The organism is Lacticaseibacillus sp. YLM2-1, from assembly GCF_056583465.1.
This window is the reverse complement of the sequence record NZ_CM152617.1, coordinates 1,020,172-1,037,972: the sequence shown is the minus strand read 5'-3', so window position 1 is coordinate 1,037,972 and position 17,801 is coordinate 1,020,172. Positions and strand designations below refer to the sequence as shown.

General features: G+C 46.0%; 19 protein-coding genes. 3 read left to right on the top strand and 16 right to left on the bottom strand.

What is annotated here, in order from left to right; genetic code table 11:
- Positions 1-187 precede the first annotated feature (187 nt).
- Both AC07KQ_RS05010 and AC07KQ_RS05005 read right to left on the bottom strand, forming a co-directional pair.
- Complete coding sequence (locus AC07KQ_RS05010; RefSeq protein WP_123796487.1) at positions 188-1,084, bottom strand: IS3 family transposase; 897 nt, start codon at positions 1,082-1,084, stop codon at positions 188-190.
- Positions 1,060-1,815 carry a helix-turn-helix domain-containing protein gene (locus AC07KQ_RS05005; protein ID WP_013245323.1) on the bottom strand — a complete coding sequence of 252 codons (756 nt, stop codon included), beginning with the start codon at positions 1,813-1,815 and terminating at the stop codon, positions 1,060-1,062. The genes AC07KQ_RS05010 and AC07KQ_RS05005 overlap by 25 nt, the downstream gene beginning before the upstream one ends.
- 253 nt (positions 1,816-2,068) lie before the next feature.
- Between AC07KQ_RS05005 and AC07KQ_RS05000 the strand changes: the two genes are divergently transcribed.
- On the top strand, positions 2,069-2,263 hold the full coding sequence (locus AC07KQ_RS05000) for a hypothetical protein (RefSeq protein WP_003564370.1): 195 nt from the start codon (positions 2,069-2,071) through the stop codon (positions 2,261-2,263).
- 69 nt (positions 2,264-2,332) lie between these two features.
- Here the strand turns inward: AC07KQ_RS05000 and AC07KQ_RS04995 are convergent, their stop codons facing one another.
- From AC07KQ_RS04995 to murB, 8 genes are all read right to left on the bottom strand, one after another.
- Positions 2,333-2,527 (bottom strand): hypothetical protein, encoded by a 195-nt coding sequence (locus tag AC07KQ_RS04995; protein ID WP_003564368.1) that lies wholly within the window; start codon positions 2,525-2,527, stop codon positions 2,333-2,335.
- A gap of 340 nt (positions 2,528-2,867) precedes the next feature.
- Positions 2,868-3,941 (bottom strand): ABC transporter substrate-binding protein, encoded by a 1,074-nt coding sequence (locus AC07KQ_RS04990; protein ID WP_003564364.1) that lies wholly within the window; start codon positions 3,939-3,941, stop codon positions 2,868-2,870.
- Positions 3,925-4,764 carry an ABC transporter permease gene (locus tag AC07KQ_RS04985; RefSeq protein WP_274991081.1) on the bottom strand — a complete coding sequence of 280 codons (840 nt, stop codon included), beginning with the start codon at positions 4,762-4,764 and terminating at the stop codon, positions 3,925-3,927. The genes AC07KQ_RS04990 and AC07KQ_RS04985 overlap by 17 nt, the downstream gene beginning before the upstream one ends.
- Entirely contained in the window at positions 4,754-5,578 is an 825-nt protein-coding gene (locus tag AC07KQ_RS04980; RefSeq protein WP_003564360.1) for an ABC transporter permease, read from the bottom strand. Before AC07KQ_RS04980 ends, AC07KQ_RS04985 begins: the two co-directional genes overlap by 11 nt.
- A 99-nt stretch (positions 5,579-5,677) precedes the next feature.
- A complete protein-coding gene (locus AC07KQ_RS04975; RefSeq protein WP_003564358.1) occupies positions 5,678-6,766 on the bottom strand; it encodes an ABC transporter ATP-binding protein in 1,089 nt (362 codons plus the stop codon).
- A 13-nt stretch (positions 6,767-6,779) separates the two neighbouring features.
- Complete coding sequence (locus tag AC07KQ_RS04970; protein ID WP_003564356.1) at positions 6,780-7,319, bottom strand: helix-turn-helix domain-containing protein; 540 nt, start codon at positions 7,317-7,319, stop codon at positions 6,780-6,782.
- Between the two features lie 307 nt (positions 7,320-7,626).
- Positions 7,627-9,735, bottom strand: coding sequence for a cation:proton antiporter (locus AC07KQ_RS04965; protein WP_003564354.1), 2,109 nt, complete (start codon positions 9,733-9,735; stop codon positions 7,627-7,629).
- Positions 9,736-9,756: 21 nt separating this feature from the next.
- Positions 9,757-10,662 carry a UDP-N-acetylmuramate dehydrogenase gene (murB, locus tag AC07KQ_RS04960; RefSeq protein ID WP_003564352.1) on the bottom strand — a complete coding sequence of 302 codons (906 nt, stop codon included), beginning with the start codon at positions 10,660-10,662 and terminating at the stop codon, positions 9,757-9,759.
- A 306-nt stretch (positions 10,663-10,968) separates the two neighbouring features.
- Here murB and AC07KQ_RS04955 point away from each other — a divergent pair, with 306 nt between their 5' ends.
- Together AC07KQ_RS04955 and AC07KQ_RS04950 are read left to right on the top strand one after the other, a co-directional pair.
- A complete protein-coding gene (locus tag AC07KQ_RS04955) occupies positions 10,969-11,727 on the top strand; it encodes an exodeoxyribonuclease III (protein ID WP_003564350.1) in 759 nt (252 codons plus the stop codon).
- A gap of 11 nt (positions 11,728-11,738) precedes the next feature.
- On the top strand, positions 11,739-12,281 hold the full coding sequence (locus AC07KQ_RS04950; RefSeq protein WP_003564348.1) for a 3'-5' exonuclease: 543 nt from the start codon (positions 11,739-11,741) through the stop codon (positions 12,279-12,281).
- A 133-nt stretch (positions 12,282-12,414) separates the two neighbouring features.
- On the opposite strand, the gene AC07KQ_RS04945 is transcribed toward AC07KQ_RS04950, so the two are convergent.
- From AC07KQ_RS04945 to AC07KQ_RS04920, 6 genes are all read right to left on the bottom strand, one after another.
- Complete coding sequence (locus AC07KQ_RS04945; protein WP_003564346.1) at positions 12,415-13,674, bottom strand: ABC transporter permease; 1,260 nt, start codon at positions 13,672-13,674, stop codon at positions 12,415-12,417.
- Entirely contained in the window at positions 13,667-14,563 is an 897-nt protein-coding gene (locus tag AC07KQ_RS04940; RefSeq protein WP_003564343.1) for an ABC transporter ATP-binding protein, read from the bottom strand. Before AC07KQ_RS04940 ends, AC07KQ_RS04945 begins: the two co-directional genes overlap by 8 nt.
- A 259-nt stretch (positions 14,564-14,822) precedes the next feature.
- Positions 14,823-15,431: a helix-turn-helix transcriptional regulator gene (locus tag AC07KQ_RS04935; protein ID WP_003564340.1), complete on the bottom strand. Its 609-nt coding sequence runs from the start codon at positions 15,429-15,431 to the stop codon at positions 14,823-14,825.
- Between the two features lie 82 nt (positions 15,432-15,513).
- Positions 15,514-15,975, bottom strand: a complete 462-nt coding sequence (gene tsaE / locus AC07KQ_RS04930; protein ID WP_003569677.1) for a tRNA (adenosine(37)-N6)-threonylcarbamoyltransferase complex ATPase subunit type 1 TsaE — start codon at positions 15,973-15,975, stop codon at positions 15,514-15,516.
- Positions 15,972-16,949, bottom strand: a complete 978-nt coding sequence (pta, locus tag AC07KQ_RS04925; RefSeq protein ID WP_003578382.1) for a phosphate acetyltransferase — start codon at positions 16,947-16,949, stop codon at positions 15,972-15,974. Before pta ends, tsaE begins: the two co-directional genes overlap by 4 nt.
- Positions 16,950-17,070: 121 nt before the next feature.
- A complete protein-coding gene (locus AC07KQ_RS04920) occupies positions 17,071-17,757 on the bottom strand; it encodes a uracil-DNA glycosylase (protein ID WP_003564334.1) in 687 nt (228 codons plus the stop codon).
- Between the last annotated feature and the right edge of the window lie 44 nt (positions 17,758-17,801).

Here is a 17,801-nt window from a genome sequence, read left to right as displayed (position 1 = left end):
GGTGCCCCGTCAAGTGGACAGCTCAAATATTAAAAAGTTGTTCTCGTGTTATTTCCAAGTTAGGGACAAATTAATCATTAATTTTGGCAGTCCGCCTGGGCTGCCATTTTTGATCCAAGCACTTTCCTAATCAAAAGGTCCTTCTTGAATCATGGCTCTCCTCCTCGTGGATTCTTACAGAATACTATTATGCTGCTGTTTCAATGGCATGATTTCGGTATTCCGCTGGGGTCATCCCGTTGAGTGTCTCTTGGTGCCGATCACCGTTGTACCACAACACGTATTCTTCAATGAATTGCATCATTTCTTCGTATGTATTGGCATGGACAAAGTCAAAATATTCAGTCTTCGCATGGCTCCAGAGACTCTCCATCGGACTATTGTCTCCCGGTGTTCCCGGCCGTGACATGCTATGAATAACACCAGAACCGGCCAATTCAGTATTGTATAGTCGGGATGTGTAACCGGAACCTTGGTCACTGTGCAGCAGCTCAGGCAAAGTCTCCTCTGCCTCTGCAGCGGCTCTGAATGTTTGAGTGACCAGTGTAGCGGTCTCACTCGGCTCGACCTCCCAAGCCACGATACTATGGTCGTAGAGATCCTTGATTGCGCTCAAACGCAAATGGCACTCTGAATTGAAGCCATACGTCAACTCGCTGCAGTCCGTGACCCAAACCTCATTGGGCCGGGTAGGATGAAAGGCATGGCTGCCATCCTGGTTAAGCAATTTATTTCCAAGGATGTATTCCTTCTTTTCCGCTACTCGATCATGCTTCTTCTGGCGAATTGAACACTGAATACCGTTATCTTGCATCAATCGCCGAACCCGTTTAGGGTTCACATGATAATCAGTCTCCTGATTAATGATCATCCTTAACCGATCAACCCCATAAATGTAGTGATTGTCTTCTTCTAATTTCTTGATGAAACGAACCAGCTCAGTGTTCATGATGTCTTGTTTAGTTGGTTCTCGGTGCAGCCACTTGTAATAAGCAGAGCGTGGAATATCGAATATTTGGCAGCACAACGATACCGAATGGTATCGCTTGGTGACCCTGGTTACCTCTTGGGTGAGTTCTTGAATGGCAGTATATTGGTATTGTCGGTGTTGTTGCCGGCACTCCTTCTCTCTACATTTTGCAATTTTTTTAGGAGAGCGTTCTCCGTCTCCAGATAGTCAATCCTGGCCTTACTTTGTTTGTTCTCAAGCTTTAAACGTTGATTCTCATCAAGGGTGTTTTCAGGCTTATGCTGACCTCGCCGATCCTTAAGACCTTCCTCGCCGCTCTCGCGAAACTTCTTCACCCAAGAATAGACTTGACCGTACGAAACTCCAAAGTGCTTAATGGCCCCTTGGTAGTCCATATCATGTGCGATGATCCACTGTGCGATTTCGATTCTTTCAACGTAAGTTGTTTTCTTGCCCTTTGTCATGGGTGCACTCCCTCTAGTGGTCTGTAGTAGTTGACCACTATTATACAGAGAAACCCATTGGTAAACGACTGCTGGATTGGAGATGTCATACTCCGCACATAGTTTAGGGTAAGACGTCCCACCCGCCAGGTATTCTTGGACAATCTGAAGCTTGAACTCTCTGGAATACGTCTTGTGTTTACGTGGGTGGCGTCGCGTTGCTCGTTTCTTCGGGACGAGTCCAGCCGCTCCCCATTGCTGATAGCTGTGCACCCACCGACCTAAAGCCACATGGCGGGGTCCCCCAGACCTCTGAACATCCATGAGTGATTGGCCAGACAGAACTCGATTAACGAATTGAATCTTTTCTTCCAAAGAATAACGAATTCCCTTCCGCCGCATAAAAAAACTCCCTTCCAGGAGAACAGACCTTAAATATTTGGTCTGTCCACCCAAAAGGGAGTGTACCCGTCCAAAAATAGGCGGATCGCTTTTTATTGTGTGCGAAGTGGCGTGCATTAAATCGCCATAAAGTTGAAAGATCACTGCCCCTATGTTAAAAAATGTAACCAACATTTTCAGCTTCATGTTATCCTTGCTATAAGATAGAAGGCATTCTCATTGGCAGCTTAAACTATTACTGGAGGTTAAATTGATGCAAACAAATAAAGTTGTTGGTCTAAGTTTTGTTGGAGGATGGTGCGTGATGTTTGTCAGTGCAGTTGTATGGTTTGCCATTCGGAATGGTTTTATCGCTTCCATATTGCTCGATGCTTTAGGAATTGCAACACTTGGAACTGTATTTTTCGTAGTCGGTTATTGGTTGATTAGTCACAAAAATAATCACTGAAAAGACACAGCTAATACTGGCCCATTTTACCGTGACGCGTGATAGCATTAAACAATCTTATCATCCGCCTCAGCGCTTTTTCCTAACCAACGTCACCGTTTCGCCAATGGCGCAGGCCGTTAATGACAGCATAATAATGAAGAATGGACGATTGACATCCAGTACCGTAGCGGCTGCCATCAAACTAAAAGATGCCAACCAAAGGCTAAGGCAACAAACAACGTCTACCCAGCGCTCTTCATTTTTGTAAGTTCTCTTTCCCAAGCTGCCCACCTCTTAGTGATCGTATCTGAAACAAGTAACCAAGACGACTGCAAAACCGTTTATCCCTTTGTCAGTTAATGACGCTGGGACACAATCAGATGTTTTTCATTGCAATAAGCGTACCAGATTTTGCTAGTGTGATGTGCATTTTAGAAAACGTTCTCATCTTTAAAGCCATTTTCCCTCATCGCTCTTTGTTATCAAGGCTTATTTTTTGCGAGATCATCAGTTAAATCCTTGTCGTTTAAGACTACCGAAGCAATCGAAAAAGTGACGCCCAAAAAAGCCCGCAAATTAGCTTTTTTAGCTAATCATAGCGGACTGTAAGCGATGAGCCTTCTCATCGGCGATACATTTTGAATTCCAAGAAAAGATCATTATAAAGCCCAACCTTAGCTGGTGGTAGATCAGAATAAATCTCCAAATGTTTCATTGTTTCATCATCTGGATAAAATTGGCGATCATTTTGCACACTCTTTGGTAGAAGCTTCTTGGCGGCTGCATTTGGTGTTGCATAACCGACATATTCGGCATTTTGGGCCGCGTTTTTGGGTTCCATCATGAAGTTTAGAAAGGCATAGATGGCCTTAAAATGCTTAGCCGTCTTAGGGATGACCAAGTTGTCAAACCAGAGATTGCTGCCTTCGCGCGGGACAACATAGTGCAGATGTTTATTGTTGGCCAACATCTCACTGGCTTCACCTGACCAGTCAACGGCAATCTTAGCCTCGTTCTCGGCCATGTACATTTTGATTTCATCAGCAACAACAGCTTTCACATTAGGCGACAGCTGATCAAGTTTTGCCTTGGCGAGCGCTAAAGTTTGCGGGTTGGTTTCATTAACCGACTTGCCCATCGAAATGAGCGCTGGTGCAAACACGTCGCGGGCCGAATCAATCAACATGATTGAATCTTTGAATTTCGGGTTCCATAGTTGATCCCAGTGTTGAACTTCAGTGGCTTTGACAAACTTATCGTTGTAAATAATCCCCAGCGTTCCCCAGAAATACGGAATGCTGTATTTATTGTTGCGATCAAAATCTTTATCGATTAAACGCGGGTCCATGTTTTGCATCCCGCGTAATTTACTTTTATCGAGCGGTAGCAACAGATTGGCCTTTTTCATTTTTTCGATCATGTAGTCAGATGGTACTGTCAAATCGTAGCTTGTACCACCTTGTTGAATCTTGGTGAACATGGCTTCATTTGAATCAAAGGTTTCTTGATTAACATGATAGCCAGTTTGTTTTTCAAACTTGCTGATCAGCGCCGGATCGATGTAATCGCCCCAGTTGAAAAGGTTTAACGTGTTTTCACCCGTGTCACCTTGCGATTTTTGTAACCCTTCACTCCAAACTGCTAATCCGAGACAAACAGCTAAGATGGCAATCGCAATACTAATGAGTCGTTTCATTGATCAACGCCTCGCTTTCTCGCTTGTGTTTTTGTTTGGCTCGCCGATTTTGACCTGCTTGTTGAATGAAGTAGTAACCGACTACCAGCAGTAAAGCAAAGATAAACATGACGCCTGACAACGCATTGATCTCCAAACTGATGCCTTGTCGTGCGCGAGCGTATATTTCGACTGCCAGTGTTTCAAAACCATTACCAGTGACAAAGAAGGTCACGGCAAAATCATCTAGTGAATACGTAAAGGCCATGAAAAAGCCGGAAAAAATACCAGGCGTAATATAAGGCACGATCACGCGCGTTAAAACTTGATAGTTGGACGCGCCTAAATCACGAGCAGCATCTAGTAAAGAATGGCTCATTTCCTGAAGCCGCGGTAAGATCATCAACACGACAATCGGGATAGAAAAGGCAATATGGCTCATCAAGACGGACCAGAAACCCAATGGCACTTTCAACGCGGTATAGAAGATCAGAAAACTAGCACCGATAATGACATCTGGACTCACCATGAGAATGTTGTTGAGGGATAAGAGCGTGTTTTTAACAACAGGTCGACTAGTACGATCAATTGCTAATGCTCCTAACGCACCGATAATCGTAGCGATCAAACTTGATAATAGCGCGACTAGCAACGTATCCAGAACAATTTGAATCATCCGGGTGTCGGCAAACAGCTCAGCATAATGTTTCCATGTGAAGCCGCTGTAATTGCTCATGCGATCTCCCGTTGAAAACGAGTAGATAACCAAATAAAAGATCGGCACATACAAACAGATGAAGACGAAGATCAGATAAAGGTTGGACCATTTGAATTTACGCTTCATGACGCCGCGCCCCCTTCTTCTTACGTTCGCCGGTCAGGAACATGATGATGAACATGGCGACGATCAGGACAACCCCGATCGTCGAACCCATGCCCCAGTTCATCGTTGTCAGAAAATGCTCTTCAATGGCTGTCCCCAAAGTAATGACCCGGTTCCCGCCGATCAGACGCGTCAACATGAATAAACTCAAACTTGGAATGAAAACAGCTTGAACCCCGGATTTCACGCCAGAAATTGTCAACGGCCAGATCACCTTGGTGAAGGTCTGCCAGCTTTTGGCCCCTAAATCTTGGGCAGCATTGACAAGGTTTTCCGGTAATTCTTCGATTGCATTGAAAATTGGCAAGATCATGAACGGGATTTCAATATAAGCAGCAACAAAAATGAAACTAAAATCCGTGAACAGGAATTGCTGGGGCGCGATGCCAAACATTCCCAAGAAACTATTAACCCCGCCATCCTGACTGAAGATCCCGATGAAGGCGTATGCTTTCAGCAACAAGTTAATCCAAGTCGGTAGAATAATCAGCAACAGCCATAACTGTTTATGCTTGGCATAATGCAGCAAATATGCTGTTGGATAGCTGATTAACAAAGTTGCTAACGTGATCAGGAACGCATACCAGACGGAATTGATCGTCATCATAATATAAGTGCCTGATTGAAAATAGGTCTGATAATTGGCAAGGGTAAAGTGACCGCTGATGTTAAAGAAACTTTGATAAACGATTAAAACCATCGGTGCGATCACAAATAATGCCAGCCACATCACATAAGGTGTGTAGAATGCGGCGTTTGTGGTGGATTTTTTCACGATGACCCTCCTCAGTTCGAAAATCGATCAGCGCCGACCAGTGTCTATCTAATCGTCAAAACGCTTCGATGACACTGCCCCAACTGATCCTTACTGACGTTATTCCCCTTCGTAGGTTTCCAGCCGAGCGTCGAAATCTTCTTCAGATTCGTTAAGCCGCATGACATGGATGTCCTCAGGATCAAACGTCAAGCCAACCGTTTCGCCGTCTTTGGCGGGGTTGGTTGAGTGAATTAACCATTCATTCTTGAGATCGTCGTAACCCACAATTTCGTAGTAGTCACCGCGGAACAGTTGGGTGTCTACTTCAACATTGACCTTGCCTGAATTTGCTGGGGTAATGTCCAAATCTTCTGGGCGCAAAACAACTTCAACTGGTTCATTTGGACGCATTCCGGCATCGGCACATTCAAACCGTTTGCCATTGAACTCAACTAAAAAGTCCTTAATCATGTGCCCTTGAATGATGTTACTTTCACCAATGAAATCCGCCACAAAATGATTGACCGGCTCATCATAAATATCAACTGGCGTACCACTTTGTTGCACTTCACCATCGTTCATGACAAAAATTTCGTCCGACAAAGCCAACGCTTCTTCTTGGTCGTGTGTCACAAATAGGAAAGTGATCCCCAACCGTTCCTGCAATTCGCGCAATTCATATTGCATATCCTTACGCAATTTGGCGTCAAGTGCTGATAACGGTTCATCTAGCAGCAATACTTGCGGCTCGAGTACAATCGCTCGAGCAATGGCAACTCGCTGTTGTTGACCACCGGATAATTCAGAAATTTCCCGATCAGCATAACCTTGTAATCGAACCATTTTTAAGGCATCTTCGACCTTTGTCTGAATGTCCTGCTTGCTCATCCGATGCAACCGCAACCCGAATGCAACATTGTCAAAAACGTTTAGGTGCGGGAATAGGGCATAGTCTTGGAAAACCGTATTAACCTTGCGCTGGTTGGCAGGCACATCATTGATCCGCTTGCCATCAAACAGCACTTCACCTTCTGAGACATCCAAAAACCCCGCAATTGCACGCAAAATCGTTGTTTTACCCGATCCGGATGGTCCCAACAACGTGTAAAACTTGCCTTGTTCGATCTCAATGTTGATATCCTTCAGCACCTGCGTGTCGCCGTACCGCTTACCAACATGCTTCAGTTCAACGATAATGTTGCTCAATGACCCCAACTCCTTATAAATAAGATGCCGTCGCGACTAGCAAGCACTTACTACGACCCGTCGCGGCGTTGACCAATTGATGTTGCTTGGTTGCGTGAAAGTAAATTGTCTCGCCTTTCTTTGCAACATAAGTTTGTTCACCCAGCAGTAATTTGACACGACCACTAACAACGTAAACAAAGGTTTCTGCCGGTGAAGGCTCGAACGTTTTAAAAATGCCGTGCGCGGCAAAATCGATCATGACCGGTTCCATTTCATTTTCATTGCTTTCAGGCACCAGCCATTTCAAACGGTACCCTTTTTCTTCATCCAAATATGTGACTTGATCATCCTCGTGATAAACCAAGGAATCTTTTGGTTCCTCACGAAAAAAATCAGCCGGAGATTCACCCAAAACACTCAAAATATCAAAAAAAGTCTCAAGTGACGGTGAACTCTGGTCATGCTCCACCTGCGAAATATAGCCCTTTGTTAGATCCGTTCGCTCGCCTAACTCTTCTTGGGTCAAGTTTTTCCGGATTCGCAAGTCTCGAATTCGACTGCCAATCTCCATAAGACACCGCCTTTGTGGGTTTCGTTAAACTAAACTTTAAGTTTACTAACTCTGCCTATTATACGAGTGCCACCCAACAACGCAAGTATTTGATTTGTAATTCGTCAAAAAAGTTTCGCCGAATCCTCACAAGATGCCGACAAATACCTATGTCATGGACATTAAAAAAAAACGGTACCGGCCCAGTCTCAATCGAGACAAGGACGATACCGTTGTCAATTAACGTCTGTTTTAAAAAGTAAAAACCAACTGATTCGGCCCAACCAAACGCTCTTTTGGAACAGGCATGACTTGTCCGCAGCGGCCCTTAAACCTCTTCAAGTGACGTTAAGGTAGCCGCATTTTCAGTGAAATTAACATTTTGATTCAGTTTTTGCGCCATCGTCATCGTGATATACCCTTTTTCTGTCAGATCGTGGATAGCGGCCCGCTCAGCTGCAAACGCAATAGCTCGCAAGCGCCCGAGTTCCTGCTCATATTGAGTTGATTTGTGCGTGTTCAAAGCCTTCACCGAAGCAATTCGATTTCGATATTGGACAATCAAAGCATAAATAACTTGGCGGTTATAATTGTGGGCTTTGTTCTCCTTTTGTCGTAAAAACTGCGATAAATATTTAAGTCCGCCTTTTGCGGTTTCTTTTTCAATAAATAAACGCTCGTTGAAGAATCGGTGCGAACGATTTTGCTCGCTGGCCACGGTGTACCACCAATGCGATAAGCGCAAGGCGGAACGTTCGAACAACATGCGGAAAGTTGGTCGGCCGGAGCGTTTGGCCATTGAGTCCAGATCATTCAGGCGGTGTTGCAATTGTTTGCGGGCTTTAGCGTAACTTTTGGACATAATTTTGTTGTCACGCCATAGATCGTCTAAAGCATATAGCTCACCTTGAACCCCGACTTTTCGCAGATCCAGTTCATCCTGAATGAGCGGCGGAATGGCAGCACCGGTATCTTCAGCGAGTTCTAACCGGCGAATCAGGTACTGATATTCCGCAATCAAGTCCAAAGCGGCTTTTTGATTCGTCTCACGGCGCTCCGACTCAACTCGGCGAACCGCCATTTGAAAGACAAAGGTTTGTGCCTGACTCAGCGAAATGATACGAATATCGTTGCTGTCATCATCATCTTGATCACCACTGTCGTCAGTTACAATCGTGGATCCACGCGTTTGCAGTGGTGCCACTGAACGGGTAACTAACGGCAAAGCGATAATGGCGACGATTAAACTTAGCACCACCACACCAGCCGCGATGAACAACATTAAACTACGCTCCGGAAATGCATCACCGTTGCTCAAAGCTGCTGGGACGGCAAGCACCCCGACTAATGTAATCGCGCCGCGCACGCCAGAAATACCACTCAAAAGAGCTGCTCGCCATGAAGCCTTGCCTTCTTTGGAACGTTTTGCCAGCAGCATGTAACCGTAAATCCATAGCGTTCGAACAATTAAAATGCCCAGGTAAACGACAACCACAAAGCCGAGCGCCTGAAACGTGCTGACCTCATGATCAGCAATCGTGTCGGTCATCGCAACCGGCAATTCAATGCCGAGAATGAGAAAAATAATCCCGTTAAGTGTATAGACAATAATGTCCCAAGTACGTTCCGAAACAATTCTAAGTTCTGGCAAGGCAGCAATGTAACGGTTGTAGCGAGTATTACTAAGCAACCCCGCCACAACGACTGCAATGACACCCGACGCATGCATGAACTCGTCCACCACGAGATAGATGAAGAAAGGTGTTAGCACCTGCAAGATAGTATGCAAAATGACATCGTTAATCCCTTGCTGCAGCAGCCATTTGCGACTTAGGTTGATTAAACTGATTAACACCAGTCCAGCCAAGGCACCGACAATTGCCACATAAAAGAAATCCCGAACGGCGTTGCCAAGGACAAATGTACCTGTCATGGTCGCCGCAATGCCATATTTAAAACCGATCAGCCCGCTGGCATCGTTGATCAAGCTCTCGCCGCTCACCAAATGCAGCACACCTTTTGGTAGATGAACTCGCTTAGCTAGACTCTGCACCGCGATCGGATCAGTCGGGCTGAGAATCGCTGCCAAGGCAAAACTTGCGGGCAACGGCATCGGCGGAATCAAAAAGTGAATCAGATACCCACCGACCAGCATCGTGACAAACACCAGAAAAATCGCGTTTCCGATAATCGGACCACGCAGTTCCCATAACTCGCGCCGCGGAAAATTACGCCCGTCATAAAATAGCAGCGGAGCAATGAACAACAGCATGAACCAGTCTGTCGCTAAATTGATCTCCAAATGAAAAAACAAAGCCGCGCCTAATCCCAGCGCGACTTGAATCAAGGAGACCGGGACAGCCACAATGTAGTGACTGAGCACGTTTGAGACGATGACAAGTGCCATCAAAAACAAAACGGCTTCGACTAAATGCATTGTGTCGCCCCTTTCTAAGGTCTATTTTGGTTGACCAGATTCACCGATAATTCGAACCTCGGTTTCCAGATCAACATCAAATTTAGCTTTCACTGTTTTTTGTATAAGATGAATCATGTCTAGGTAATCCGTTGCGGTTGCATCGCCGAGGTTGATGATGAAGCCAGCATGTTTCTTTGACACCTGTGCCCCACCGATAATATGACCTTGCAGACCAGCTTTTTGGATCATTGGGCCAACAAAATGCCCCTTTGGCCGTTTAAAGACCGACCCGCAAGAAGGATATTCAAGTGGTTGTTTAGCCGCCCGACGCGCATTCAACTCATCCATTTTTGCTCGAATGACTGGTTTGTCACCCGCTTTGAGCGTAAAGGTAGCGCTTAAGACGACATCACCTGTATCCTGAACAACACTGTGCCGATAACGGAATTTCAGTTCACGGTGATCATACGTCTTTAATTCGCCTTCTCGCGTCAAAACGTCAACACTGCTGATGACGTTGCAGACTTCACCATCGTAAGCGCCCGCGTTCATGAAAACAGCGCCGCCAACACTGCCAGGAATGCCAGCAGCAAACTCAAGACCAGTCAAACCTGCTCGGTAAGCTGCTTCGGTTGTATCAATCAACCGCGCCCCCGCCTCAGCTGTCACTTGATTGCCACTGGCCGTGATGGTTTTCATTTCGGTTAAAATCAACACCAGTCCGCGAATGCCACCATCCCGGACAATTAAATTGCTGGCATTTCCAATCACCGTCAAAGGCAAGCCTTGGTCACGAGCGTCATCAACTAACGCCCGCACTTCGGCCACATTTTTGGGAAACGCCAATAAATCAGCCGGTCCCCCGGTTTTCGTAAACGTATAATGACTCAAAGGTTCATCATGCATCATGGTAATTCCTTCAAGCGTACGCGGCGCATCCACCACAACATCAGGTCCTTTCACAAATACTACTAAGCTATTTTAGCAGATAATTGCTGTTATGAACACGGGGAGGCTGTGAAGAGCTTTCCCTAGATCTTTACTGTCAGTCTTAGAAATTGAATTGAATGATACTTCTGTGTTTTGACTTCTCGTAGAAAACGCGTTCGCAGACCCAGAAACCGGGCCTGCTTATGCTCTGCCATAAACGCGCTCTCAGGCGCAGGAGCCTGTTCGCGCTCTGCATATCGCAATCATCTGTCAAATCTAGTAGAATGGAACCGCAATGCATCGTTAGGAGTGAATCATTTGATGAAATTAATTTCTTGGAACGTGAATGGCTTACGAGCTGTTTTAAAAAAAGAGTTTATGACTATTTTTAATGAATTAGACGCCGACTGGTTCTGTTTGCAGGAAACCAAAATGCAGGCAGGCCAAGTTGAACTCGATCTGCCTGGCTATCATCAATACTTTAACTACGCTGAACGCAAAGGCTATTCTGGTACGGCCATTTTCACCAAACATGAACCGCTCAATGTCACGTATGGGATGGGCGTTCCTGAACATGATACTGAAGGCCGGATCATTACCTTAGAGTATCCAAACTTCTATTTGATGACGGTTTATACGCCGAACTCTGGTGGTGAACTGAAGCGGCTGGATTACCGCCAGCAATGGGACAAAGATTTTCTTGCCTACACGAACCAACTCGCGGCCAAAAAGCCGCTCGTTTACTGCGGCGATTTAAATGTCGCGCACCAAGAAATCGACCTTAAAAATGACAAGACCAATCACCACAACGCCGGCTTTACCGATGAAGAACGGGCTGACTTTACAAAACAGTTAGATAGCGGCTTTATCGATACATTCCGGAACTTGTATCCAGATACCGTCACTTACTCATGGTGGAGTTATCGATTCCATGCCCGCGCTAATAACGCTGGTTGGCGTATTGACTACTTTGTCAGCAGCCGTGACTTCAAACCATATATTCAGGATGCAAAAATTCTGACCGACATTATGGGCAGTGACCACTGTCCAGTTGAACTTGTCACAAAAGACTTGATTTAGGAGAAAACACGATGGACTTTATCGCCATGGATTTCGAAACTGCCAATCGCAAGCGAGCCTCAGCGTGTTCATTGGCGCTCGTGGTCGTCCAGCAAAATAAAGTGGTTGACAGTTTTTACACCCTTATTAATCCGCAGATGCAGTTTGATGCCCAAAACATTCACATTCATGGCATCACCCCTGAAATGGTTCAAGATCAGCCAACATTTGATCAAGTTTGGCCGCATATTCAAATGTTCTATACGCCAGGTCGGATCGTGACCGCTCACAATGCACCGTTTGATGTTTCGGTTATGCGACTGACACTGGATCGTTACGGCATTGCGGCACCGCGCTATCAAGTGATTGACACGGTTAAAACCTCGCGACAATTTTTGCCGAAGTTGCCGAATCATCGGTTAGATACTGTCAGTGCCGCCTTGCACATTCCGCTTGAGCATCACCACAATGCCTTGGCGGATAGTTATGCCTGCGCACGAATTTTGATCGCCGAAAATGAGCACTTTGGCGAAGCCCGGATTAAAAGCATGATGAAGCTTTCAAAAGCGGGTTGATTCAGGTACGACTGGCAACCGCTCAACGTTTGACCCGACTGCGCGCTCATTAACTGCTGAATACATCTGCCATGCAAAAAGGCGACTCCGCTGAGGAATCGCCTTTTTACTTTGCCTATTTGCCTAATTATATTTATTTTTTAGCCACACCGCGTTCAGCCTTCCAAATGCTGAAGGAGGTCTTCATTGATTGCCACAAGCCCGAACCGGAATAGACCAAGACGTTATTCCGATAAACCGCGACCGTAAAGAAAGTAAACAAGGCGAGAAAGACGACACTAATACCGACACTGACCCATGCCTGACCCATACTTGCTCGGCCTAGCGACATCTGCGTTGGCATAACAAAAACATTCAAGAAAGGCACGTAGCTTGTCACTTGTGCCAGCGTCGAATCATTGGCTTGGGCGGCGATTGTAATGAAGTAGCCGATCATCCCCAGCATGGTAATTGGCATAACAGCTTGCTGGACTTGTTCCTGATTAGAAACAAGCGAGCCGGTTAATGCAGCCAAGACCGAATAAGTGAGTGTGCCGATGATAAAGAAAAGCGCAATCATGGCGGTTGTCCCAGAAGCTAGTATCGACAGATCCACTTGCTTTAACAAGCCGGCAACCATTGTCTGATTTTTCAAAAATTGCCATCCGATAACACCGGCAATCACGTAAATAACCAGTTGTGTCAGCAACAAGGCGAAAATACCCGCCAACTTGCCAAAGAATTGCGTCGTGGCACTGACAGAGGACAAAAGGATCTCCATGATTCGCGAGCCTTTTTCAGTTGCAATTTCCTGTGCCAGAATAGAACCATACACCATGGTGACCATCAGAATCAAAACCATTGAAACGAGCGCAAGGCCATGATTCATAAGTTGTGCCGTATTGGATTTGGCTACCTGCTTGCCATCCTCAATGGCAACCGTTTTCGATGTCACTGTCGGCGGTGCCGTTAAAGCCTTAACCTGAGCTGGTGTCAGCTTCATGGCTGCGGCCGTGCTGCTCAATTTCAATCCGCTCAGCGCTGCCACCAGCGTTGAAGTCTCAACTGTCTGACCGTTATCGCGAGCAACATAATGCGACTTGAAGTCATCTTTGGCATTCACCGTCAAGATACCGTCGATGTCTTCTTTATTCAGCGCTTGATTGGCTTTTTGAGCAGAACTATATGGTTTAAACTGCAAGTCGTCAGTGCTCTGTTTACTCAATGCTTGGCGCACAACGCTAACGTCACTGACAACTGCGACCTGAGCAGGTGCTTGCGTTTTGGAAATATAAAAAACGATCCCAAAAGCAATCGCAAGGAAAAATAGCGGTGACAATACTAGAAAAATCCATGAACCACTTCTGGCATTTTTCTTATAGACCTGACTCATAACCACCCAAAACTTATGCATCAGCTTCACCTGCTTTCAAACGGAAGATTTCATCAAGTGTCGGTGGTTGTTGACGGAACTCTGGTATGTAGCCATTTTCCGTTGCTTTAGCAAAAATCTGGTGACCAACTGCCGGATCGGCTAAGGTCAACTCAAATTCTTGACCATGCTGCTTGATTTTCGTTACCCCGTCAAATTCACGCAAGTCATCGGCAGTCAACCCTGACTCAATGAATAGTTTGGTCCGACCAAAACTTTCGCGAATCTCACCAACCGCTCCGTTTAAGACCATCCGTCCCTGTTTCAGCATCACCAGATGATCGGAAACAGCCTCAACGTTAGCCATATCATGACTGGAATAGATAATCGCAGCGCCATTATCTTTCAGCATCTGAATGCCAGCCATCAACAGGCTTGAGTTAACCGGATCAAGTCCCGAAAAAGGCTCATCTAGAATAACCAGCTTTGGCATATGAATCATTGTGGCAATGACCTGAACTTTCTGCTGATTCCCCTTACTTAAGTCTTTGATTTTATCGGTAGGCTTGCCTTTAACCTGAAATCGGTCCATCCATTCTGGAATCTTGGCTTTAATTTCTGACGTACGCATACCGCGCAATCGCGCAAAATAAATAATTTGATCTTGAACCCGCATCTTTGGATATAAACCGCGCTCTTCTGGTAAGTATCCAATGGTGTCATAATCTTTAGCTGTTAACGGATGACCATTCCAAGTGATGGTACCAGAATCCGGTGTCAAAAAATTCAAAATCATCCGAAATGTTGTCGTCTTCCCCGCCCCATTTTGGCCGATCAACCCCATGATTTCACCCGGTTTAACGGTGAAGCTTTCACGATCAACCGCCGTCATCGTGCCGAAGGTCTTGACAAGATCCTTGACTTCTAACATGGCATTACTCCTTTACTTAAGACGCGCTCACAGATGCTCAAACCTTTATGTAGAAGTCTCAGCCACAGTGGTCAACAACTGGCCATTACACTAAGACCGATATTTCAGCTTTCAAACGTGCCTGCTCACGCTTTTGATTAGCTCACTTTCTCACGTTGTCAATAGTCTACCATGCATACTTTGGTTATCAAAGTATAACGTGTTATCAAAAGTAGATTTATTGTCCTAGTGAAAGCAGCCAGACCAAATTCTGTGACCCTCATGCACGCCATTGTCTTCGAAAAGTGTGGATAACTGCCCAGATTGTGACTTCGCCAACGAAAAGCCCAACAAACAAAGCGGCAACAGTAACACGCCACAACAATAACGTTCCAATAGCGCCGGTTAACAATAGGCCAGACACAACCAATAGAAGCCGTTCACGCTGCTTCAAGTCAACGACAAAACGACCTGCAAGTTGACCACGAAGCATTTGAAGTCCAAAGAATACACCAGCATTAATAAATCCAACTAATCCAAAAAGTATCCCAATCATGGATAGACCTGATTGCCGGAAAAGCGCAAAAATCAGCAGTCCCGTGGCAAACAAAACGCTATTTATGCCAGCAAACCAGTACATCGGTTCAAGCCAACGCTGCACCGTCTGTTTCTTGAGCTTTTCTTCTAATTGGCTGTCACTTTTAAGCAACTGATCCAAGCTTGTGTCAAACACCTTGCTCAGTTGAAGTAACATTGTGAGATCAGGAAAACTCTTTTCTCGTTCCCAGCTTGAAATTGTCTGGCGGGTCACCATCAATTGCCCAGCTAAGTCTTCCTGTGTCATGGTCCGATGCTTCCGCAAAGCGGCCAACTGTTCGCCAAATTTCATAACGCACCGCCTTTTCTTTGTTCTGCACCACTTTACCAAACCAAATCAAAAAAGCACGCAAATGTTCTTTGCGTGCTTGCTATCATAGGCTTTCGAGTAAATTCTCATAGTGTTGGCCAAACGGCACAAATTCGAGATGCCGCGTTGTATCTTCATTGTCATCTTTTTGAAAATGAATCATCAGATAGGTCTCTGGTTCACTTAATCCCAAAAAATCCGGCCATTCCACGACAGACACCCCATCACCTTCGAAGTACTCTTCAAGACCGAGATCCTCGGCCCCACCGTCTTCTAAGCGATACAGATCCATATGATACAGCGGTAATCGGCCATGACGATACTCGCGAACAATTGTAAATGTTGGACTTTTGACGTAATCGGTGATGCCTAAGCCCTTTGCCAAGCCCTTGGTGAAACTAGTTTTACCAGCACCCAAGTCACCATCCAGCAGCAAAACGTCTCCCGCTTGCAACTGCGGTCCCAGTGAAGCCGCAAAGGATTGCAGGGCTGCCTCACTAGTGAAGTCTTTTTTCAAACTTGTCATAGCAAGGTCTGGGCCGCTGTAATAATGGCCAATTTATAGACATCCTCTTCATTTGCCCCACGACTCAAATCAGAAACTGGCTGATTCAAACCTTGCAAAATTGGGCCAATGGCTTCAAACCCGCCGAATCGTTGCGCAATCTTATAACCAATATTACCGGATTGTAATTCAGGGAAAATGAAAACATTCGCTTCCCCAGCCACTTTGGAATCAGGGGCTTTTTGCTTGGCAACGCTTGGGACAAAAGCAGCATCAAATTGTAACTCACCATCTAAGGCCAAATCAGGTGCCAGTTCATGAGCTTTCTTAGTGGCTTCAACTACCTTATCTACTTGCGGTCCCTTAGCACTGCCTTTGGTTGAGAATGACAGCAAGGCGACGCGCGGTGGTTCGATATCAAACAAGGCAGCGGTTTTAGCTGACTCAACCGCAATTTCAGCCAGCTGATCAGCATCTGGATCAATGTTGATGGCGTTATCCGCGAATAAGTAGCGTTCGTCACGGCCACGCTGCATAATGAACGCACCACTGACCAAATGCACGCCAGGACGCGTCTTGATAATTTGCAAAGCAGGCCGGACTGTGTCAGCCGTTGAATGAACTGCGCCTGAAACCATACCGTCTGCTTCCTTCATGTAAACCAGCATCGTACCAAAATAATTGGCATCCTGAACAATTTTTTCGGCCTGTTCTGGGGTTGCCTTGCCTTTGCGACGCTCAACGAAGGCCGCAACCATTTTAGCGTGAATGTCATCGTTGGCTGGATCGCGAACTGTCAACTTGCTGAGATCCCAGCTTTTAGCAGCTGCCAATGTCTGAATCTTATCAGGATTACCTAGCACGATGGCCTGTATCAACCCGTCAGCTGCGAGCCGAACTGCTGCGCCCAAAACGCGCGGATCTTCGCCCTCCGGAAATACAATCCGTAAATTTTTGCCATTAATCTTGTCTTTTAAACTTTCAAATAGGTCCAAATCTTATCCCTCCATAAAAGCGCTTTATTCTTGTTCATCATACCGTTTTTATCGGGTCGTGACTAGTCGAAGACAATGGAAAAACAGTGTGTCTGAGCCACTTAAGGCTAGTCAATTCAGGTTAATCCGCCTTCACCGTTTCTGGTAACTGCCAATTAATCGGGGCCTCGCCCATTTTTTCTAGTGCCGCATTGGTGCGCGAAAACGGGCGACTGCCAAAGAAGCCACGAGATGCAGATAACGGGCTTGGGTGCGCTGATGCAATAATCGCGTTCTTGCTCGTATCAATCACGGCCGCCTTTTTTTTGGCCGCGTTCCCCCACAGGATGAACACAACGCCGCCGCGTGCAGACAAGGCAGCAATGGCAGCATCTGTCAACTCTTCCCAGCCATGATTCTGATGGGAATAGGCTTCGCCGGCTTGTACCGTCAAAACGGCATTCAACAATAGAACGCCTTGGTCCGCCCATGCCTTCAAATAACCATGATGGACCGGTGGATAGCCTAAATCGCTTTGCAACTCTTTATAAATGTTTTGCAAAGACGGCGGCAAAGCGACACCGGGCGCCACCGCAAAGCTCGCACCAACCGCCTGCCGCGGATTGTGGTAAGGGTCCTGGCCTAGAATGACCACCTTCACATCATGGAAAGGTGTCCATTCGAATGCCTGAAAAATATGGTGCATTTCAGGGTAAATCGTTTTTGTCGCGTATTCTTCTTTTAAGAACGCATGCAGTTGAGCATACTCAGGACTTTCAAATACCGGTTCCAGCACCGTCTGCCAGTCATTATGTATTAATGTTTTCAAGACGTGCACCTCCGCAAATAGTGTACAAGAATCACCGCGGGTTT